The 19,338-nt window shown below is 67.2% G+C and carries 20 protein-coding genes; 6 read left to right on the top strand and 14 right to left on the bottom strand.

Going from position 1 to position 19,338, the window contains the following annotated elements; translation table 11 throughout:
- Window positions 1–16 precede the first annotated feature (16 nt).
- Window positions 17–877, top strand: a complete 861-nt coding sequence (locus MTAB308_RS21680) for an LLM class F420-dependent oxidoreductase (protein ID WP_077102034.1) — start codon at window positions 17–19, stop codon at window positions 875–877.
- A gap of 140 nt (window positions 878–1,017) precedes the next feature.
- Here MTAB308_RS21680 and MTAB308_RS21675 read toward each other — a convergent pair whose 3' ends face one another.
- Together MTAB308_RS21675 and MTAB308_RS21670 are read right to left on the bottom strand one after the other, a co-directional pair.
- Window positions 1,018–3,177: a 3-hydroxyacyl-CoA dehydrogenase NAD-binding domain-containing protein gene (locus tag MTAB308_RS21675; RefSeq protein ID WP_077102032.1), complete on the bottom strand. Its 2,160-nt coding sequence runs from the start codon at window positions 3,175–3,177 to the stop codon at window positions 1,018–1,020.
- A gap of 4 nt (window positions 3,178–3,181) precedes the next feature.
- Window positions 3,182–4,393, bottom strand: coding sequence for an acetyl-CoA C-acetyltransferase (locus MTAB308_RS21670; protein ID WP_077102030.1), 1,212 nt, complete (start codon window positions 4,391–4,393; stop codon window positions 3,182–3,184).
- Between the two features lie 189 nt (window positions 4,394–4,582).
- Here MTAB308_RS21670 and MTAB308_RS21665 point away from each other — a divergent pair, with 189 nt between their 5' ends.
- Window positions 4,583–5,773, top strand: a complete 1,191-nt coding sequence (locus tag MTAB308_RS21665) for a pyridoxal phosphate-dependent aminotransferase (RefSeq protein WP_077102028.1) — start codon at window positions 4,583–4,585, stop codon at window positions 5,771–5,773.
- On the opposite strand, the gene MTAB308_RS21660 is transcribed toward MTAB308_RS21665, so the two are convergent.
- From MTAB308_RS21660 to MTAB308_RS21645, 4 genes are read right to left on the bottom strand one after another with little or no spacing between them, the layout of a single operon-like run.
- Window positions 5,770–6,204: an SRPBCC family protein gene (locus MTAB308_RS21660; protein WP_077102026.1), complete on the bottom strand. Its 435-nt coding sequence runs from the start codon at window positions 6,202–6,204 to the stop codon at window positions 5,770–5,772. The genes MTAB308_RS21665 and MTAB308_RS21660 overlap by 4 nt on opposite strands.
- A 2-nt stretch (window positions 6,205–6,206) precedes the next feature.
- Window positions 6,207–6,668 (bottom strand): SRPBCC family protein, encoded by a 462-nt coding sequence (locus tag MTAB308_RS21655; RefSeq protein WP_077102024.1) that lies wholly within the window; start codon window positions 6,666–6,668, stop codon window positions 6,207–6,209.
- A gap of 58 nt (window positions 6,669–6,726) precedes the next feature.
- The gene (locus MTAB308_RS21650) at window positions 6,727–7,803 is read right to left on the bottom strand and encodes a CaiB/BaiF CoA transferase family protein (protein ID WP_077102022.1); all 1,077 of its coding nucleotides are present in this window, start codon (window positions 7,801–7,803) and stop codon (window positions 6,727–6,729) included.
- A 6-nt stretch (window positions 7,804–7,809) separates the two neighbouring features.
- Entirely contained in the window at window positions 7,810–8,253 is a 444-nt protein-coding gene (locus MTAB308_RS21645; protein WP_077102020.1) for an SRPBCC family protein, read from the bottom strand.
- Between the two features lie 66 nt (window positions 8,254–8,319).
- Here MTAB308_RS21645 and MTAB308_RS21640 point away from each other — a divergent pair, with 66 nt between their 5' ends.
- Complete coding sequence (locus MTAB308_RS21640; protein ID WP_077102018.1) at window positions 8,320–9,993, top strand: alpha-keto acid decarboxylase family protein; 1,674 nt, start codon at window positions 8,320–8,322, stop codon at window positions 9,991–9,993.
- Here MTAB308_RS21640 and MTAB308_RS21635 read toward each other — a convergent pair.
- The 7 genes from MTAB308_RS21635 to MTAB308_RS21605 all read right to left on the bottom strand — a co-directional run bounded on the left by MTAB308_RS21635 (window position 9,990) and on the right by MTAB308_RS21605 (window position 15,908).
- Window positions 9,990–10,175, bottom strand: coding sequence for a (2Fe-2S)-binding protein (locus MTAB308_RS21635; RefSeq protein ID WP_077102016.1), 186 nt, complete (start codon window positions 10,173–10,175; stop codon window positions 9,990–9,992). The genes MTAB308_RS21640 and MTAB308_RS21635 overlap by 4 nt on opposite strands.
- Before the next feature lie 9 nt (window positions 10,176–10,184).
- A complete protein-coding gene (locus tag MTAB308_RS21630) occupies window positions 10,185–10,811 on the bottom strand; it encodes a fatty-acid--CoA ligase (protein ID WP_108637375.1) in 627 nt (208 codons plus the stop codon).
- A gap of 10 nt (window positions 10,812–10,821) precedes the next feature.
- The gene (locus MTAB308_RS21625; RefSeq protein WP_245831539.1) at window positions 10,822–11,340 is read right to left on the bottom strand and encodes a twin-arginine translocation pathway signal; all 519 of its coding nucleotides are present in this window, start codon (window positions 11,338–11,340) and stop codon (window positions 10,822–10,824) included.
- 191 nt (window positions 11,341–11,531) lie between these two features.
- Complete coding sequence (locus MTAB308_RS21620; protein WP_245831467.1) at window positions 11,532–12,422, bottom strand: hypothetical protein; 891 nt, start codon at window positions 12,420–12,422, stop codon at window positions 11,532–11,534.
- Between the two features lie 344 nt (window positions 12,423–12,766).
- Complete coding sequence (locus MTAB308_RS21615) at window positions 12,767–14,206, bottom strand: FadD3 family acyl-CoA ligase (protein ID WP_077102012.1); 1,440 nt, start codon at window positions 14,204–14,206, stop codon at window positions 12,767–12,769.
- On the bottom strand, window positions 14,203–15,393 hold the full coding sequence (locus tag MTAB308_RS21610) for an amidohydrolase family protein (RefSeq protein WP_077102010.1): 1,191 nt from the start codon (window positions 15,391–15,393) through the stop codon (window positions 14,203–14,205). The genes MTAB308_RS21615 and MTAB308_RS21610 overlap by 4 nt, the downstream gene beginning before the upstream one ends.
- Before the next feature lie 92 nt (window positions 15,394–15,485).
- A complete protein-coding gene (locus MTAB308_RS21605) occupies window positions 15,486–15,908 on the bottom strand; it encodes a lipoprotein LpqH (protein WP_077102008.1) in 423 nt (140 codons plus the stop codon).
- 118 nt (window positions 15,909–16,026) lie between these two features.
- On the opposite strand from MTAB308_RS21605, the gene MTAB308_RS21600 reads away from it, so the two are divergent.
- Together MTAB308_RS21600 and MTAB308_RS21595 are read left to right on the top strand one after the other, a co-directional pair.
- Entirely contained in the window at window positions 16,027–16,785 is a 759-nt protein-coding gene (locus MTAB308_RS21600; protein ID WP_077102006.1) for an enoyl-CoA hydratase/isomerase family protein, read from the top strand.
- Window positions 16,782–17,207 carry a LamG domain-containing protein gene (locus MTAB308_RS21595; RefSeq protein ID WP_077102004.1) on the top strand — a complete coding sequence of 142 codons (426 nt, stop codon included), beginning with the start codon at window positions 16,782–16,784 and terminating at the stop codon, window positions 17,205–17,207. The genes MTAB308_RS21600 and MTAB308_RS21595 overlap by 4 nt, the downstream gene beginning before the upstream one ends.
- Here the strand turns inward: MTAB308_RS21595 and MTAB308_RS21590 are convergent.
- Window positions 17,123–17,833: a TetR/AcrR family transcriptional regulator gene (locus MTAB308_RS21590; protein ID WP_077102002.1), complete on the bottom strand. Its 711-nt coding sequence runs from the start codon at window positions 17,831–17,833 to the stop codon at window positions 17,123–17,125. The genes MTAB308_RS21595 and MTAB308_RS21590 overlap by 85 nt on opposite strands.
- A 229-nt stretch (window positions 17,834–18,062) precedes the next feature.
- Here MTAB308_RS21590 and MTAB308_RS21585 point away from each other — a divergent pair, with 229 nt between their 5' ends.
- Entirely contained in the window at window positions 18,063–19,337 is a 1,275-nt protein-coding gene (locus MTAB308_RS21585; RefSeq protein WP_077102000.1) for a cytochrome P450, read from the top strand.
- Window position 19,338 lies beyond the last annotated feature (1 nt).

The following is a 19,338-nucleotide window of genomic DNA, read 5'->3' as shown; positions in this document are numbered from 1 at the left end:
GAAGGAAGGATCGCCGATGGACCTTGCCGGTGTCGGAATCTGGAGCAGCCAGCTGCGCTACGGCGACCCATCCGAAAGCGCCGATGCGGCAGCGGAATTGGACGAGCTGGGCTTCACCGCGCTGTGGATTCCCGACGTGGGCGGACCGGTGTTCGACGCGGTCGGCCGCCTGCTCGGCGCGACGCGACGGACCATGATCGCCACGGGGATCCTCAACCTGTGGATGCACTCGCCCGACGACGTCGCCGCCTCCTATGACGCCCTGACCGCCGAGCACGGCGACCGCTTCCTGCTGGGCATCGGAGTCAGCCACGCGCCGCTGATCGACGCCGGCCAGCCAGGGAGGTACCGCAAGCCGCTGGCGGCGACGGCGTCGTTCCTGGACGGGTTGGACGCGGCGCCGCGACCGGTGCCCGCCGACGCGCGGGTCCTCGCCGCGCTGGGCCCGAAGATGCTGGCCCTGTCGGCCACGCGCGCCCGCGGCGCCCATCCCTACCTGGTCACCCCGGACCACACCGCTACTGCCCGTTCGGTTTTGGGCGACGGCCCGCTGCTGCTGCCGGAGCAGACCGTGATCCTGTGCGACGGCGCCGACGAGGCGCGCCGCATCGGAGCCGACTGGCTGCGGGCGTATCTGGCGCTGCCCAACTACGCCAACAACCTGTTGCGCAGCGGGTTCTCCGAAGACGACCTGGCACGGGTCAGCGATCGGCTCCTCGACGCGATCATCGCGTGGGGCGACGAAGAGGCCGTCATGCGCAGGGTCGCCGAACATCGCGCAGCCGGCGCCGACCATGTCTGCGTCCAGGTCCTGACGGCCGACCCGACGGAATTCCCGCGCGAGCAGTGGCGCCGCATCGCCGCGGCGATGAGATGAGCCGGTCCGGGTCGCGACACATAACTGGTTGCGACGACACGCCGTAAGGCGTCGCAACCAGTTATGTCTCGAAGCGACGCGAAGCGACGCGAAGCGAAGCGACGCGAAGCGAAGCGACGCGACGCGACGCGACGACGCGCTCAGCTCGTCAGCGAGTCCGGCGGGTTGAAGCGCTCGCCGTACTTGGCGGCCAACTCGCGGGCCCGCGCGACGAACGCCTCCTTGCCGGTGCCGGCCGGGCCGGAGTAGCCGACGATGAACTGCGCGCTCCCACCGGTCCACGGCGGGAAGCCGATGCCCATGATGGACCCGATGTTGGCGTCGGCGGTCGACGTCAGCACGCCCTCGTCGAGGCACTTCTGCGTCTCCAGCGCCTCGGCGAACAGCATCCGGTCGATCATGTCCTGCAGCGGCGGCTCCGACGAGCCCGACTTGAACGTCTCCCGCAGGCCCGGCCACAGGGCGGTCCGCTTGCCGTCGACGTACTCATAGAAGCCCGCGCCCTTGAGCCGCCCGGACCGGCCGATTTCGATCATCTTCTCGACGACGGCTTCCGCCGGGTGCGGCTCGTAGGTGCCGCCGGCGTCCTCGACGCCCTTGCGGGTGGCGACCGCGATCTTGTGCATCAGCTCCAGGTTGAGCTCGTCGGACAGCTGCAGCGGCGGCGCCGGATACCCGGCCTGCGAACCGGCGTGCTCGATGCTGGCCGGTTCGACGCCCTCACCCAACATCGCCAGCGCCTCGTTGACGAAGGTGCCGATCACGCGGGAGGTGAAGAAGCCGCGACTGTCGTTGACGACGATCGGCGTCTTGCCGATGGCCAGCGTGTAGTCGAACACGCGGGCCAGCGCCTCGTCGGATGTCTTCTCGCCCTTGATGATCTCGACCAGTGGCATCTTGTCCACCGGCGAGAAGAAGTGGATCCCGATGAAGTCCTCCTGGCGCTTGACGCCGGTCGCCAGGCCGGTGATCGGCAGCGTCGAGGTGTTGGATCCCAGCACGGCGTTGGGCTCCACGATGTCCTCGATCTCCTGGAACACCTTGTGCTTGAGGTCCTGGCTCTCGAACACCGCCTCGATCACGAAGTCGACACCGGCGAAGTCCGACGCGTCGGCCGTCGGCGTGATGCGGGCAAGGAGCGCGTCGGAGCGCTCCTTGGTCGTCTTGCCCCGCTCGAGCGCCTTGGCCTCCAGCTTCTCCGAGTAGCCCTTGCCCTTCTGCGCGGCCTCGATGCTGACGTCCTTGAGCACCACGTCAAAGCCGGCCTTGGCCGAGACGTAGGCGATGCCGGCGCCCATCATGCCGGCACCCAACACGCCGATCTTGGTGATCGGGGTCTTGCCGATGCCGTCGGGGCGCGAGCCGCCGCCGTTGATGGTCTGCAGGTCGAAGAAGAACGCTTGAATCATGTTCTTGGCGACCTGGCCGGTGACCAGTTGGGTGAAGTAGCGGCTCTCGATGCGGGTGGCGGTATCGAAGTCCACCTGCGTGCCCTCGACGGCCGCGGCCAGGATGGCCCGCGGCGCCGGCATCGGCGCGCCCTTGAGCTGCTTGCGCAGCAGCGACGGGAACGACGGCAGGATCGCCGCCAGCGCCGGGCTGCTGGGGGTACCGCCGGGGATCTTGTACCCCTTGACGTCCCACGGCTGGGTGTGCGCCTCGGGGTTGGCCTTGATCCACGCTTTGGCGGCGGGAACCAGTTCCTCGACGCTGCCGACGATTTCGTCGACCAGGCCGTTGTCCTTGGCCGCGGCCGGCTTGAAGCGGGTGCCCTGGCTCAGCACGTTGACGAACGCATTCTGGATGCCCAGCATCCGCACGGTGCGGGTGACACCGCCGCCACCGGGCAGCAGACCCAGCGTGACCTCGGGCAGCCCGATCTGGACACCCTTGACGTCGGCGACGATGCGATGGTGGCAGGCCAGCGCGATCTCCAGCCCGCCGCCCAGCGCCGCGCCGTTGATGGCGGCCACCACCGGCTTGCCCAGGGTCTCCAGCGCGCGCAGGTCGCGCTTGATGTCCTCGACCTCGGCGAAGACCTCGCCGGCGTTCTCCGGACCCGCGGTGATCATGCTCTTCAGATCACCACCGGCGAAGAAGGTCTTCTTAGCGCTGGTGATCACCACGCCGGTGATCGATGCCGGGTCCTCTGCGACAAGGCGTGCCAACTTTTCTACGGCCTTGTGCATGGACTCCTTGTAGTGCTCGTTCATCACGTTGGCCGACCCGGTCGGGTCGTCCAGGGTCAAGGTGACGATGCCGTCGGCGTCCGTGTCCCACTGAATGGTGTTCTCCGCCATGCGCTTAAACCCTCTCAATGATCGTCGCGACGCCCATGCCGCCACCGATGCACAACGTGATCAGCGCACGACGGGCGTTGCGGCGCTCCAGCTCGTCGACCATGGTGCCCAGGATCATCGCGCCGGTGGCGCCCAGCGGGTGACCCATCGCGATGGCTCCGCCGTTGACGTTGAGCTTCTCGTCGGGGATGTGCAGGTCCTTCTGGAACTTCAGGACGACCGACGCGAACGCCTCGTTCAGCTCGAACAGGTCGATGTCGTCGACGGTCAGGCCGGCCCGGTCGAGCGCCTTCTGGGTGGCCGGCGTCGGGCCGGTCAGCATGATCGTGGGGTCGGAGCCGGTGGTGGCCGTCGCGACGATGCGGGCGCGGGGCGTCAGGCCCTGCGACTTGCCGGCGGCCTCCGAGCCGATCATGACCAGCGCGGCACCATCGACGATGCCGGAGCTGTTGCCGCCGGTGTGGACGTGGTTGATCTTCTCGACCCAGTGGTACTTCTGCAGCGCCACGTCGTCGAAGCCGGCCATCGCGGCCAGTCCCTCGAAGGCGGGCTTCAGCTTGGCCAGGCCCTCCATCGTGGTGCCGGGGCGCATGTGCTCGTCGTGGTCGAGGATCAGCAGGCCGTTCTGGTCACGGACCGGAACCACCGACTTGGCGAAGTAGCCGCCCGACCACGCCGCGGCCGCGAGCTCCTGCGAACGCAGCGCGTAGGCGTCCACGTCGTCGCGGGAGAAGCCCTCGATGGTGGCGATCAGGTCCGCGCCGATGCCCTGCGGGACGATGTACGCGTCGTAAGAGGTGGCGGGGTCGGCCATCATCGCGCCGCCGTCGGAGCCCATCGGTACGCGGCTCATCGACTCGACGCCGCCGGCGAGCACCATGTCGTCCCAGCCGGAGCGGACCTTCTGGGCGGCGGTATTGACGGCTTCCAGCCCGGAGGCGCAGAACCGGTTGAGCTGCACACCGCCGACGGTGTCGGGCATGCCGGACGCGATCACCGCGGTGCGTGCGATGTCGCCGCCCTGGTCGCCGACCGGCGACACGCAGCCCAGGATGACGTCGCTGATCAGGTTCTCGTCGAGGTCGGGATTGCGCTTGCGCAGCTCCTCGATCAGCCCGACGACCAGGCTCAGGGGCTTGACCTCGTTCAGTGCGCCGTTCTTCTGCTTGCCGCGCGGCGTGCGGATGGCCTCGTAGACGAAGGCTTCTTCGGACATGTCGGCTTCCTCTTCACAAATGGGGGTTCGGATCCGTATACGAGCACCCTAACAGGGTCCCCGGCCAACCTGTTGGTTGGGCGGACTGCGCAGGTCAGACGCCCGAACGTGCGGCCGGCCGCACCCTCGGCGGCGAATGTGCGGCCAGCTACACACCCGGGCCGGGTGGCGGCCTTAAGCTCGATCCCCATGACGGTGTCGCGGCTGCGGCCATACGCGACGACGGTGTTCGCGGAGATGTCGGCGCTGGCCGCGCGGATCGGCGCGGTGAACCTCGGCCAGGGTTTTCCCGACGAGGACGGACCCCCTTCGTTACTCAAGGCCGCGCAGGACGCGATCGCCGCGGGCGCCAACCAGTACCCGCCCGGGATCGGCATCGCGCCGCTGCGCCAGGCCATCGCCGCGCACCGCCGGAGGCATTTCGGTGCGGAGTACGACCCCGACAGCGAGGTGTTGGTGACGGTCGGCGCCACCGAGGCCATCGCCGCGGCGGTGATCGGGCTGGTCGAGCCGGGCTCGGAAGTGATCCTGATCGAACCGTTCTACGACTCCTACTCTCCGGTGGTGGCGATGGCCTGCGCGCATCGGGTCGCGGTGCCGCTGGTCCCCGAGGGGCGCGGCTTCGCCCTGGACGCCGACGCCCTGCGGCGCGCGGTGACGCCGCGGACGCGCGCGCTGATCGTCAACTCGCCGCACAATCCGACCGGCACGGTGTTGAGCGCCGCGGATCTGGCGGCCATCGCGGAGATCGCGGTGACGGCCGACCTATTGGTGATCACCGACGAGGTGTACGAGCACCTGGTGTTTGACGGTCCGAACGGCAGGAAGCATCTGCCACTGGCCGGCTTCGACGGCATGGCCGAACGCACGATCACCATTTCCAGCGCCGCCAAGATGTTCAACTGCACCGGGTGGAAGATCGGATGGGCTTGCGGGCCAGCGCAACTGATCGCCGGAGTGCGCGCGGCCAAACAGTACCTGAGCTACGTCGGCGGCGCGCCGTTCCAGCCCGCGGTGGCCCTGGCGCTCGACACCGAGGACGCCTGGGTGGCCGGGCTGCGCCGCTCGTTGCAGGCCAGGCGGGATCGGCTCGCCGCCGGGCTGACCGATATCGGCTTTGCGGTGCACGACAGCGACGGCACCTACTTCCTGTGCGCCGACCCGCGCCCGCTCGGGTACGACGACAGCACCGCGTTCTGCGCGGCCCTACCGGAAAAGGTGGGCGTGGCGGCCATCCCGATGTCGGCGTTTTGCGACCCGGCGGCACCGCACGCGGACGTGTGGAATCACCTGGTGCGCTTCACCTTCTGCAAACGTGACGACACTCTCGACGAGGCGATCGGGCGACTGGCCGCGCTGCGGAGCGAGCCCGTTAGCTAGCCCTCCATCACCCGCTTGCGCAGCCCCTCCAACGCGGCATGCAGGATCTTCTTGCGGGCCCGGTTGATCACGAACTCCGGCAGTGGCGCCGAAGGCTCGACGGTGATGCCGAACCGCACGCGCGTCTTGTCGTCGCTCACGCGGGTCAGGTTGTACTCCCCGTGCTGACCGTGTTGGTGGATGGTCTTTTCGGCGTCCCACACCATCCAGTCCGGCCCCCAGTGGTACTCCAGGAGTTGGGTGTCGAAAATGCCCATCACCCTGATCGTGACCTTGACGTGGCGGGGCCGCCCGTCGGGATAACTGTCGATCACTTCGACCTTCTTGTGCACCGCCGACCACGACGGCACGGTGTCCATGTCGGCGAGCGCGTCCATGATGGCGCCCGGGGGCGCGTCAATGACGATTTCCGACGATGCTTGGACGGCCACTGCTACGGCTGGGTCGGCTGATCCGGGGCTCCGCCACCCGTGACCAGGTCGCTCAGTCCCTTCACCGAGGCGTCCAGAACCTTTTCGGTGGCCCGCTTGACGACGAACGCCGGAATGGGCCCGGCCGGTTCGACGGTGATGTCGAAACGCACACGCGTCTTGTCGAGTCCCTCGGGCTTGAGGTTGTACTCGATGTGCTGGCCATGCTGCTGGGCGGTCCCTTTGACGTCGTAGACCACCCAGTCGGGGCCCCAGTGATACTCCAGGATCTCTTTGTCGACGATCCCGAAGATCTTGATCTTGGTCTTGACGTGGTGGGGCCGGCCGTCGGGATAACGGTCGATCACCTCGATGTGTTTGTGCAGCGGCGACCACGACGACAGGACGCCGACATCTGTCAGCGCCTCCATGACCATTTCTGGCGGCGCGTCTACGACAAATTCCCGTGATGCTTTTACGGCCACTGGCATCAAACTTAACCCCACCGCCCAACGCGCGGATGGTGTTCGCCGAAATCTCTACTTACCAGCCGATTTCGGTGAGCGGTGTCGTTGCCGCCGGCGGCGGTCCCACCGGGCCGGCCGGCGTTCTGGAGAAACGCGGCGCGGGTGCGGCCTGCTCGACCCCATGGGCGGTGATCACCGTCGACCGCGCGTTCAAATGGTCGTCGGTGGCGGCTTCGCTCCAGGTCAACACCGGGGTGACGCACGCATCGGTGCCCGCAAAAATTGTCGTCCACTCCTCGCGGGTGCGGCTGGCGAACCGCTCCGCGAAGACGTCGTACATCCTTTGGTACGAACCGATGTCGAGCTGGCCCGGTACCTCCTCGGGCGACAAGCCGAGCCCGGTGAGCAACGCCGCGAAGAATTGCGGCTCGATGGCGCCGACCGCCATGTACTTGCCGTCGGAGGTCTCGTAGCAGCGGTAGAACGGGGCGCCGCCGTCGAGTAGAAACGATTCGCGCTCGTCTCGCAGCGAACCGGTCGCCTTCATCGTCCACATCATCTGGGCGAGCAGGCTGACGCCGTCCACCATCGCGGCGTCCACGACCTGGCCCTTGCCCGAGCGTTCCCGCTCGTAGAGCGCGACGGCAATGCCGAGGAGCACCAACATCGAACCGCCACCGAAGTCCGCGACCAGGTTCAGCGGCGGCATCGGCGGCCGATCCCGGTAGCCCAGCGCCGACAGCGCACCCGTCTGCGACAGATAGTTGATGTCGTGGCCGGCCGTCCGGGCCACCGGGCCCTGCTGCCCCCAGCCGGTGATCCGCGCGAAGATCAGCCGCGGATTGACCGCGGCGCAGTCGTCGGGACCGATGCCGAGTCGCTCGCATGTCCCGGGCCGGAAGCAGTCGAGCAGCACGTCGGCCTTGCCGGCCAACTCGAGCAGCGCCTGGGGCTGCGCCTTGACGTCGAGGTCGACGATCCGCTTGCCGCGGTGCAGCAGGTCGCGATCCTCGGGCGGCATCGTCAGGCCCCCGGGCCGCCGCACCCGCACCACGTCGGCGCCGAGGTCGGCGAGCATCATCCCGGCGTGCGGCCCCGGCCCGATGCCGCCGAGTTCGATCACCCGCACCCCGGCCAGGGGCCCGCCGGCCACGGGCGGCTACTTACCCTTGACCTGGAGCACGCGCTTGCGCAGCTCCTGGGTGGCCGAATCCATCGTCCCCTTGACCGCGCGCTTGAGCACGAAACCGGGCAGTGGGACGTTCGGGTCCACGGTCACCTCGAACTTGACCAGTGTCTGGTCGTCGCCCTTGGGCACCAGAATGTACTTGCCGTCCTGCGACTTCTGCTGGGCCGAACTCACCAGCGTCCAGCTCACCTCGTTGCCGCTCCACGTGTAGGCCACCACCTGTTCGTCGGTGATGCCCGCCGTTTTGACCTTCATCTTCACCTGGCTGGGCCGGCCGTCGCCGCCGGTCTCCAGCACTTCGGCGCTCTGGTGCGGTCCCGACCATTCGGGCATCGCTTCGAAGTCCGCGATGACGTCCAGGATCTCCTCGGGGCTGGCTTCGATGACGATCTCGCGGGATTCTTTGATTGCCATGGCCCGCACGATAGGCCACTCGGCGCCCGGCCGGAAGGCGTTTGGGCCAGGCGTACCGTCGTCTTCGTGACTGATCCTGTCTACACCGTCGGTGACTACCTGTTGGACCGCCTCGCCGAGCTCGGTGTCTCCGAGATATTCGGCGTCCCCGGCGACTACAACCTGGCGTTCCTGGACCACATCGTCGCGCACCCGACCATTCGGTGGGTGGGCAGCGCCAACGAGCTCAACGCCGGGTACGCCGCCGATGGTTACGGGCGGCTACGCGGAATGTCGGCCGTAGTAACGACATTCGGTGTCGGCGAGCTCTCGGCGGCCAATGCGGTCGCGGGCAGTTATGCCGAACACGTACCGGTGGTGCACATCGTGGGTGGTCCCTCGAAAGACGCGCAGGGCACCAGACGGGCGCTGCACCATTCGCTGGGCGACGGTGACTTCGAGCACTTCTTCCGGATCAGCCGCGAAATCACCTGCGCCCAGGCCAATCTCATGCCGGCGACGGCATGCAGAGAGATCGACCGAGTGCTGTCCGAGGTGCGCGAACAAAAGCGACCGGGCTACCTCCTGCTGTCCACCGACGTGGCCCGCTTCCCCACCGAACCGCCCGACGCACCGCTGCCCCGCTACACCGGCGGCACCAGCCCCCGCGCGCTGTCGCTGTTCACCGAGGCCGCCAACGAACTCATCGGCGATCACCAGTTGACCGTGCTGGCCGACCTGCTGGTCCACCGCCTGCAAGCCGTCAAAGAGCTCGAGGCGTTGCTGGCGGCCGACGTGGTGCCGCACGCCACGCTGATGTGGGGAAAGAGCCTGCTCGACGAGAGCTCTCCGAATTTCCTTGGCATTTATGCGGGTTCGGCCAGCGCCGCGTGGGTTCGCGCCGCGATCGAGGAGGCGCCGGTGCTGGTGACGGCGGGCGTGGTGTTCACCGACATGGTCAGCGGATTCTTCAGCCAGCGGATCGACCCGGCGCGCACCATCGACATCGGGCAGTACCAAAGCACCGTCGGGGGCGAGGTATTCGCCCCGCTGGAGATGGGCGCCGCGCTGGAGGCGCTGGCCGGCATCCTGGTTCGGCGCGGGATCACCTCCCCGCCGGTGACGCCGCCGCCGGCCGAGCCCCCGCCGCCGGCCCCGTCGCGCGATGAGCCACTGACGCAGCAGATGGTGTGGGACCGGCTTTGTGAGGCGCTCACACCGGGCAACGTGGTCCTCGCCGATCAGGGCACGTCGTTCTACGGGATGGCGGACCACCGGCTGCCGCAGGGCGTCACCTTCATCGGTCAACCGCTCTGGGGCTCAATCGGTTACACACTGCCCGCGGCGGTCGGTGCCGCGGTGGCGCATCCGGAGCGCCGGACGGTGTTGCTGATCGGCGATGGGGCCGCGCAACTGACCGTCCAGGAACTCGGCATTTTCTCGCGCGAGGGGTTGTCGCCGGTCATCGTCGTGGTCAACAACGACGGCTACACCGTCGAACGGGCGATTCACGGAGAGACGGCCCCCTACAACGACATTGTGAGCTGGAGTTGGACCGAGATCCCCCGGGCGCTGGGGGTGGCCAACCACCTGGCGTTCCGGGCGCAGACTTACGGCGAGCTCGACGACGCGTTCACCGCGGCGGCCGAGCACCGGGACCGGATGGTGTTCGTCGAGGTCGTCTTGCCGCGCATGGAGATCCCCCGCCTGCTCGGCCAGCTCGTCGGACCGATGTCACCGGAGGGCAGCGCCCGCCGCTAGGTCGGCCGCGCCGTCCGGTTTTGCGCCGACGATCGCAGTAGCGCCTGCACGGTGCGCCGGCAACGCCCGCAATCGGCGCCCGCCCCGCACGCCTGCGCGACATCCTTGGTCGTCGAGGCCCCCGCCGCGACGGCCTCGGCGACCGCCTGGCTGGTGACGCCGTTGCACAGGCACACGAACATCGGGTGCGCTCAGTCCCCTTCGATGCGCATCATGTCGAAGAACTGCCCGACGAACAGCGGGGGGTAGGCCCCGACGCCGGCCCCCAACATCCACTGCGCCGCGGCGTCCGGGTGTTCGATCCACCGCCGCGCGCCGTCCTCGTCGGGAAACTCCTGCAATATCAGGACCTCGTGCTCGTCGTCGAAAGCCTGGAAAACCCAGGTCTTTCGGATGCCCGCGGCGGTGAACCGGTCCATCGCGGAGCGGACCCCCGCGGTCAGGGTCGACACGTCGTCGACGGAGGCGATCGCGCATACCACCACGCCCGGCGCCCCCGGCGCGGCCGGCGGTTGCGGGATGAACCTGTCGACGATCTCGCCGGCGAAGACGGCGGGGATGTCCTCCACGCCGGCCGCGTCGAACCAGTCGAAAAAGACCCGCGAGCGCAGCAGTTCCACGATGGGTTCGCGGCTGTGCACGCCGATCATCACGAGTACGCGCCCGTAGTCGTGCGTGGACGTATACACCAGCACGTGGTGGGCGCCGATGTCGGCGAGAGCGGCCTTGTTGCGCTCGAGCAGCGGCCATACCCGGCTGGGGTCCGGGACGCGATAATCCGACGCGATCACCATCGAGTGGATATCGCCGGTCGTCAACGCGACGGCCCTATACCGGGTTGAACGACGAAATCAGCCATCTGCCATTAGCTTTCGTCAGGGTAACCGACACGCTGCTGTTGGTGAATGTCGGCTCCGGCCGATCCTTGCTCTGGGTGCTCTGGTTGACGAACAGCAGCACCACGGCCGAGTCGGGATGCAGCTCCGATACCGCGGCCCGCAGGACCACCGCGGTGGTCTTCACCGCCTTCTGCTTGGCGGCCGGGGCGACGATCTGCTGGGTGAATTGGTCGTAGTAGGACAGGAAGTCGCCGGTCAAATGCGACTTGGCGGAAGAAAAGTCGCGATCGAGCGTGTCCGGGGAGTACGACAGCACCGCCACCGTGCCCTCGCTGGCGGCCGAGATCGCCGCCTTCGCGGCGCCCGCGTCGGTCGCCCGGTCGGGCCGGTAGGAGAACCAGTACAGCAAGCCGAGCAAGGCCAGCGACGCGACCACGAGCACCGCCAGGACCGCCGGGACAACCCTTCCCGACGAGCGCTTCTTTGCCCGCGCGGCGAACCGCTTCAGGCGACCCGGCTCCTTGTCGTCGTAGTCGACGGAGTCGATGTCTTCGACGGAGTCGACGTCTTCGGCGGAGTCGGCGTCGGCCGGCGTTTCGGCGTCAACCGTTGCCTCGACCTCTGCGCCCTCCGCGGCCTCTGCACCCTGCGCGGTCTCTTCGACCTCGGCGGTCTTCTGAGCCGATGTTTTGTCTGCGGTCACGGCACGAACTCGACTTTCGATATCTTGAGCTGGCCACCGTCGCGTGCGACCGTCACGATCAGCCGATAGTTGCGCGGATCCTGCTTGGCGCCAGCCGCATTCGTGACCTCAGAGGTGGAGGCAACCAGGACGACCGCCGAGTCTTTGGTCATCGAGTCCAGTTCCACCGCCGCGGCTTGAACGCTGCCTTGCGAAACCACCTTCGACTGCTCCACCACCTTGGTGAAATCGTCGGCCATCTTCAGGAAGTCGTCCTTGAACGAGCCGGTGGAGTTCTCCAGGATGCGCTGCACCCCTTGCTTGGAGTTGTTGAAGTCCAGCGACGTCAGCGTCACCACGCCCTGGCGCGCCGCGGCGACGAATTCGGCCGCACGCTGGCGCCGCTGGACGGCATCGCGATGCTCTTTGATCATGTAGCCGCTGCCCGCCAGCGCGCCGAGGATGACGAGGATCGCCAGGCTGGCCGCGAGGGTGGACCAGGTGGGGCGACGAACGCGTCCGGGGAGGCGGCGCCGCCGTCGCGCCGGCTGCGCCGCGTCGGCGGACGCATCGGCTTCGGCCTCCGCGGCGGGCTCTTTTGTCTCGACGGTTTCCGCATCGTCCGCGGCCTCGGTGAGGTCGCCCTCCGGCTCGGGCGGGGCGTCGGGCACCCCGGCCTCGACCGATGCGGTCGCGTCCGGCTCGGCCTCTGCAGGGACTTCCGCGACGGCTTTCTCGGCGGCTTGTTGCTTGGCTTCGGCAAGTTCGGCCTCGCGGCGCAACTGGATGGCCCGGGCGCGGGCGCGCGCGGCGGCGGCAAGGGCCTCGGCCTCGTCGGCCTCGGCCTCGGCCTGTTCGGCCAGCGCCCGGATTTCGGCGGCAGTGCTTGGGGTTTCGTCCTCGTTCACCGGAACCGATTTTTCAGCGGCATTCTGGCGGGTGCCCCCACTCACCGCTCACCAGCCCGAAAACAAGGCTGTTCCTGACTCAATGCCAAACTCCTCTACCCCTTGCCGTCGTGGCAAGTCTGCTTCTGGCCGTCGCCGATGGGCAACCCTACTCGGGCCACGCGCCGGCGCGCGAGCACTTGCGCCGATATTCTTCGCGGCCGCGCATGCCGTGACGACCAGGAGAGCCACGTTATCACCATCACCTGAGCGTTCCGCTCATTCCGCCGCGGCCTCGCTCGACAAACGCATAACAAGCTGTGGAAACGAGATTCTCTTATCGGGCATACGCCGGTGCCGGCGGACTAACTCAGCAAGTCCTTGACCACCTTGCCGGTGGCGTTGAGGGGCAGGACGTCCAGAAACTGGACCGAACGCGGCACCTTGAAGCCGGCCATCCGCTCGCGACACCAGCCGATCAATTCCTCAGCGCTGACAGGGTTTTTCGCCACGACGAAAGCCTTCCCCACCTGCCCGAGCCGCTCGTCGGGAACGCCGATGACCGCCGCCTGCGCCACCGCCGGGTGGTGCATCAGGAAGCCTTCGATGTCGGCCGGGTACGCGTTGAATCCGCCGACGATGAACATGTCCTTCTTGCGCCCGACGATGCGCAGCCGGCCCGCGTCGTCCAGGTTGCCCAGGTCCCCGGTGTGCAGCCAGCCGTCGGCGTCGATCGCGTCGGCCGTGGCGACGGGGTCGTCGAGGTAGCCCTGCATGACGCCGTAGCCGCGGACCAACACCTCGCCGTCGTCGGCGATGCGCACCTCGACCCCCTCGCAGGGCAGTCCCGCGGTGGTGGCCACGTCCTCGAACGAATCACCGGGCCGGGACAGGGTCACGTTGCCCGCCTCGGTGAGGCCGTATCCGGTCATCAACGTCTGGAACGGCAATTCACTGTGGATGCGACGGACCAGTTCGACGGGGATGTCCGCGGCGCCGGTCACGCCCGCCCGCAACGTCGACAGCTTGGCCTTGTCCCGGACCGTCAGCAACGAGTGGTACAGCGTCGGCGGGCCGGGCAGCATCGTGATGCGTTCGCGGTCAATGAGGTTCACCACCGAGTCGACGTCGAACACCGCGACGGGAAGCATCGTCGCGCCGCGCAGGAAGGACGTGATGAGCCCGGCTTTCAGGCCGAACGTGTGGAAGTACGGGTTGATCTGCAGGTAGCGGTCGCCCTCCCGCAGGTCCGCGAGCGTCGCCCACTCGTCGTACATGCGCAGCGTCTGACCGTGATTCATCATCGCGCCCTTCGGGCGGCCCGTCGTGCCCGAGGTGAAAATGATGTCCGAGATGTCGGTGCCGTCCACCGCTCGCTCGAACGGTGAACCGCTGGAGAGGAACTCGGACTTCAGGTCGATGACCGGTATCCCCGCGGGCGCAACGTAGTCCTGGCCCAGAAATCCCTTCTGCACCAGCACGGCCCTGGCGCCGCTGCGCGCGATGACGTCGCCCGCTTCCTCGGTCTTGAACCGGGTGTTCACCGGCACCAGCACGCCCCCCGCGGTGAGCAACCCGAATGCGGCGATTATCCACTCGGCGGAGTTCGGCGCCCAGATCGCGATCCGATCGCCCTTGTCGACGCCGAGGTCTGCGAAAGCTCCTGCAGCACAACGGATCCGCTTCTCGACTTCGCTGAATGTCAAACGCAGCGGACCGTCAACGACCGCTTCCGCGTCGCCGAACCGGTCCGCCGCGCTCAAGACCATCTCGGGGATGGTCTGCCATGGGCGCGCCTGGGTCACACCGTGACGAGCCGACCGAGGTTGCCGCCCATGATCTTTGCCTGGTCGTCGACGGACAGGTGCGACAGCGCGTTGACGTAGAAGGTCGGCTCAGCCAGCCCTTCGGGGTGCGGCCAATCCGAGCCGTACAACACCTGATCCACCCCGACGAGGTTGACCAGATCGTCGATGCCGTCCTCGAAGAACGGGCTGACGTGGATGCGGTTCTTGACCATCTCGACGGGGTCGCTCGGGAAGACTTCCGGGGCCTTCCGGAAGACCTCGGCCAGGCCGTCGAGCAGCGGGGTCATCCACTTCGAACCGGCCTCGACGATCGCCACCTTAAGCTTCGGGTGGCGGTAGAGCGCACCGTGGATCACCCACGAGCCCACCGCGTCCTGGATCGGCCGCCACTCGTTGAGGATGCCCATCGCATTGGTCTGGAACGGCAGCATCTCCTGTTCGGCGCCGTCCCACTCCGACGTGTACCTCGAGTAGCCGCTGTCACTGGAGTGCATGCCGACCAGCACGTCGTGCTCGACGACCCGCTCCCAGAACGGGTCGAACTCGGGCACCGCGAACGACCGCGGGCCACGAAAGCCCGGGACCGGAGCCGGGCGGACCAGGATGCAGCGCGCGCCGCGCTTGACCGCCCACTCCAGCTCCTCGATCGCCTTCTCGACGATCGGCAGGGTGATGACCGGGGTGGTGAAGATCCGGTTCTGGTAGTTGAAGCCCCAGACCTCATCGAGCCATTCGTTCAGCGCATGGATCAGGACGTGGATGGCGACCGGATCGTCGCGCAGCCGTTCCTCGAGCAGGCTGGCCAGCGTGGGGAACATCAGGGTGCGGTCCAGACCCAGCTCGTTCATCTTTTCCAGGCGCGGGCCGGGCTCGAAGAACGCCGGGATCGCGCGCATCGGCTCACCGAACAGCTCGCGCTTGCTCTTGCCGTCCGGGTTGCCGTACTTGAAGTACTCCTCCCAGGCGCCCGGCCGGGCGACGACCTCGAAGGTCGGGTTGGGAATGTAGTTGCTGATGTGGCCGCGGATCGCGATCTTGGTGCGCCCATTGATCTGCACGTACTGAACGAAGTCCTTGTACTCCTTGGGCAGGAACTTGGTCAGCGCCTCCGGCGGCTCGTAGAGATGGTTATCCGCGTCAAAGATCGGAAACGGGACGTCCTCCCGGTGCGACAACTGGCCCATGAAATCCTCCTTCGCAATTTACGAGAATACTATTCTCTACGGGCCGCCGACCGCAACGTGGCCCCCACCTGCCGGCGCTGGGTCCGCGACAGTCAGCAGGTCGCGACGATTTTGAACGTCGCTGAAGCCGCCTCGCCCGGCTTGTCGGTCTGGTAGCCGTTGGCGGTGCCGGTGATCGTGAATTTGTCGCCGCTGAGACTCATGTCGGCGTTGCCGCCGTCGTGTGCCGAGTACATCCCGGTGAAGCCGCCCAGATTTTGGATACGGACCGACTCGGCGGTTAACGGCTCGGCTCGTTGATCGATCACCACCTTGGCCCCGGCGAAATCGCCGCCGATTTCGATCGTGCGGTACCACTCCAACTGGCTGCACTTGACCACATGGATGTTCGCGTCGTTTCCGTTGACGGTCACCGACGCCGTGCTGGAGATGGGGGTCTGCGGCTTTGGGCTGCATGCGCCGAGGCCCGCCACGGCGAGCGCCGCGGCCGCTGCCGCCACGATTCGGTTACGCACGGGCGACCTCGATCCTCGGTGACGAACTTCTGGACCTGCTGCGATGATGTTATTCTCCCCGAAAGAGAATGCCAATATCGGTAATTCGCGGCTTTTTCATTCCCTGGAGCGATGACGCATGGTGGACCTCGAGTACAGCCCTGCTCTCGAGGGCGGGCTGGCGGTGCTCACCATCGATCGTCCCCACGCGCGCAATGCCATCGCGCTGGACACCATGGAGCAGCTGGAGAAGGCGATCGACGCCGCGGCGGGGGCGCGGGCCCTGGTCGTCAAGGGCGCGGGCGACCGGGCTTTCGTCTCGGGCGGTGATCTCAAGGAACTCAGCGCGCTGCGCACCGAAGAGGACGCGGCGGCCATGGCCAGGCGGATGCGGTCCATCTGCGATCAGTTGGCGGCGTTTCCGGCGCCGGTGGTCGCCGCCCTCAACGGCCACGCTTTCGGCGGCGGCGCCGAATTCGCCGTCGCCGCCGACATCCGGGTGGCCGCCGACGACGTCAAGATCGCCTTCAATCAGGTGACGCTGGAGATCATGCCGGCCTGGGGCGGCGCCGAACGACTGGCCGCGATCGTCGGCAAGAGCAAGGCATTGCTCCTGGCGGGCTCGGGAACTGCGCTCGATGCCGCGGAGGCACAGCGGATTGGCCTGGTGGATCTGGTTTTTCCCCGCGCCTCGTTCGACGAGGGCTGGCGGTCGGTCGCCATGTCGCTGGCCCGCCACCCGGCGGCCGAGATAAAACGGGTAATCAGCGGTGTTTCCCCTGATGAAGCGATAGCATCCTTTGCACGGCTGTGGGTTGCCGACGCCCACTGGCAGGCCGCAGATCGGGTGATGAACCGCACCGCCAGTCCGCGCCCGGCAGCCGAAGGAGCGACATGACCAGCACCGCGAAGAGACTGTTGGGCGTTGGCGCGGCGACCTTGATGGCGCTAACGGGCCTGTTGATCAACGCAGGGCGGGCACACGCGGACCCGGTCTGGCACCAGGTCGTGTACATCGTCTCGTCCAGGACCCCGGCCTACGTCGACATCTTCTACCAGGATCAGGACCCCACGGTCTTCTCCGACTACAGCCACAACCCGTACGCGTTCACCCCGCAGGTCCACGCCGATGTCGGCCCCGGTAAGCCGTGGGTCCAACCGGTGAACCTGTTGAACCCGGACCAGTGGGCGATGGTGACGGTCACTACCGGGCGCGAGCCGGGGGATCCCGGCATTCAATGCGACCTGTCGGTCGACGGCAAGGTCGTGGTGTCCAAGGTTGGACCCAAGGGCGCGCTCTGTTCGCTGCGGACCTGGTGAACCAACCAGGTGGGCGGTATCCCCGCAACGGGCTGCGGCTCGCCTTCCAGCCGACGCAGGTAAGTCTCGACCAGCTCCAAGGTTTCGGCGTGCCCACCGGATATGCCCACCGCCTGCTCAAGCACCAAAAACCGCGACAGGCTGGTCATCAGGACCGTCCACACCACCGGCGGCACGTCCTCGCTTTCGGCGCCGTAACGCTTCAGCGCCGCGGCCACCACCTGGCGTTGTTCCTCGCGGAAGCGTTCCGCGTAGTAAGCGATCTCGGCTCGCATCTCCTTGCGATGGTTGGCCAGCGCCATGAACTCCATCGAGATTCGGGTGAAGCCGGGATCCGTGCCGAACCTCCACAACGCCCACAGCGGCTGGGGGCATTGCAGCGCTCGCGCCTGCGCCCGCAGCCCTTCCTCGGCGCGGCGGCGGAAGACCTCGAGGAACAGCTCGTCCATGGTGCGGAAGTAGTAGTGCACCAGTTGGGGTTTCAGCCCCGCCCGGCTGGCGAGCCGACGCGAGGTGACGGCGGCATAGCCCTCTTCGAGCATCAGTTGCTCGGCCGCGTCGAGCAGCAGGCCGCGGTTTTTCGCGTCCGGCGCCCCGATCCTGCGGGCCACGGAAGCAGGTGTCATGCCTTGACTCCACACTCTCGATGCACTCGCGACATCCCAGTGTCGACCATGCCTGATCGTAGCCAGACCGTCGCGCCTCCCAAGCGCCGCGATCTTGACCCTGACAATACCGCCATGCTAAGCAAGTGCTCAGCACTTCATGGATAATGGACATCTGACTCGGGCGGGCGCAGGGTCTCGCCGCTGACTCATCATTCGGCCGAAAGCCGCTCTTGGAGGCACGCAGGACATGAGCAACTTCGACACGATCGACTTCTTCACCGATCAATCGCTGGTGCCCGATCCCCACCCCTACTTCGACTACCTGCGCAACCAGAACCCGGTGCTGCGGCTGCCGCACCATGGGGTCGTCGCGGTCACCGGTTACGAAGAGGCCACCGAGGTTTACAAGGATCCCGACACCTTCTCGAACATCGTCGCGCTCGGCGGGCCGTTTCCCCCGCTGCCATTCCAGCCCGAGGGCGACGACATCAGCCCGCAGATCGACGAGCACCGCAGCTACTTCCCGATGAACGAGCACATGGTGACCATGGACCCGCCGGATCACACCAAGGCCAGGTCGGTGCTGGCCAAGCTGCTCACTCCTAGCCGGCTCAAGCAGAACGAGGAGTTCATGTGGCGCCTCGCCGACCGCCAGCTCGACGAGTTTCTGGTCAACGGCGAGTGCGAGTTCATCAGCGAATATTCAAAGCCGTTCGCCACCTTGGTGATTGCCGACCTGCTCGGCGTCCCGGAGGAGGACCACAAGGAGTTCCGTGTGGTGTTGGGCGCCGACCGCCCCGACGCGCGGGTGGGTGCCCTCGACCATGAGAGCGTCGGCATCAACCCGCTGGAATGGCTCGACGACAAGTTCTGCGCCTACATCGAGGACCGGCGCTCCGAACCGCGCAACGACGTGCTGACCTCCCTCGCGACGGCGAAATACCCGGACGGGTCCACGCCCGAAGTCATCGAGGTGGTCCGTTCCGCCACTTTCCTTTTCGCCGCCGGGCAGGAAACCACGGCCAAGCTGCTCAGTGCCGCGCTGCAGGTGATCGGCGACCGGCCGGACATACAGCAAGCGCTGCGCGATGACCGCAGCCTCATCCCCGGGTTCATCGAGGAATCGCTACGGATGGACAGTCCGGTGAAAAGCGACTCCCGCCTGGCCCGCAAGGCCACCACGGTCGGCGGCGTCGACATCCCCGCCGGCACCGTCGTCATGGTGCTGCCGGGGGCGGCCAACCGTGACCCGCGCCGGTTCGACAACCCGCACGAGTTCAACCTGCGCCGCAAGAACGTCCGCGAGCACATGGCGTTCGCACGCGGCGTGCACTCGTGCCCGGGCGGGCCCCTCGCCCGGGTGGAGGGCCGCGTCTCCATCGAACGCATCCTGGACCGGATGGGCGACATCAAGATCAACGAGGTCAAGCACGGGCCCGCGGACGACCGGCGATACACCTACGAGCCGACGTACATCCTGCGCGGGCTCAGCGAACTACACCTCACCTTTACGCCGAAGTAAC

It is taken from the genome of Mycobacterium terramassiliense, from assembly GCF_900157385.1.
Lineage (GTDB): Bacteria > Actinomycetota > Actinomycetes > Mycobacteriales > Mycobacteriaceae > Mycobacterium > Mycobacterium terramassiliense.
The sequence above is the reverse complement of the archived record's forward strand: the minus strand, read 5'-3'. Positions and strand labels throughout refer to the sequence as shown.

What these genes read in the sequence shown, in the direction of transcription:
- MTAB308_RS21680 (WP_077102034.1), top strand. Translation starts at nt 17, where the DNA reads ATGGACCTTGCCGGTGTCGGAATCTGGAGCAGCCAGCTGCGCTACGGC.
- MTAB308_RS21675 (WP_077102032.1), bottom strand. Translation starts at nt 3,177, where the DNA reads ATGGCGGAGAACACCATTCAGTGGGACACGGACGCCGACGGCATCGTC.
- MTAB308_RS21670 (WP_077102030.1), bottom strand. Translation starts at nt 4,393, where the DNA reads ATGTCCGAAGAAGCCTTCGTCTACGAGGCCATCCGCACGCCGCGCGGC.
- MTAB308_RS21665 (WP_077102028.1), top strand. Translation starts at nt 4,583, where the DNA reads ATGACGGTGTCGCGGCTGCGGCCATACGCGACGACGGTGTTCGCGGAG.
- MTAB308_RS21645 (WP_077102020.1), bottom strand. Translation starts at nt 8,253, where the DNA reads ATGGCAATCAAAGAATCCCGCGAGATCGTCATCGAAGCCAGCCCCGAG.
- MTAB308_RS21635 (WP_077102016.1), bottom strand. Translation starts at nt 10,175, where the DNA reads ATGTTCGTGTGCCTGTGCAACGGCGTCACCAGCCAGGCGGTCGCCGAG.
- MTAB308_RS21610 (WP_077102010.1), bottom strand. Translation starts at nt 15,393, where the DNA reads ATGGGCCAGTTGTCGCACCGGGAGGACGTCCCGTTTCCGATCTTTGAC.
- MTAB308_RS21600 (WP_077102006.1), top strand. Translation starts at nt 16,027, where the DNA reads ATGGTGGACCTCGAGTACAGCCCTGCTCTCGAGGGCGGGCTGGCGGTG.
- MTAB308_RS21595 (WP_077102004.1), top strand. Translation starts at nt 16,782, where the DNA reads ATGACCAGCACCGCGAAGAGACTGTTGGGCGTTGGCGCGGCGACCTTG.
- MTAB308_RS21590 (WP_077102002.1), bottom strand. Translation starts at nt 17,833, where the DNA reads ATGACACCTGCTTCCGTGGCCCGCAGGATCGGGGCGCCGGACGCGAAA.
- MTAB308_RS21585 (WP_077102000.1), top strand. Translation starts at nt 18,063, where the DNA reads ATGAGCAACTTCGACACGATCGACTTCTTCACCGATCAATCGCTGGTG.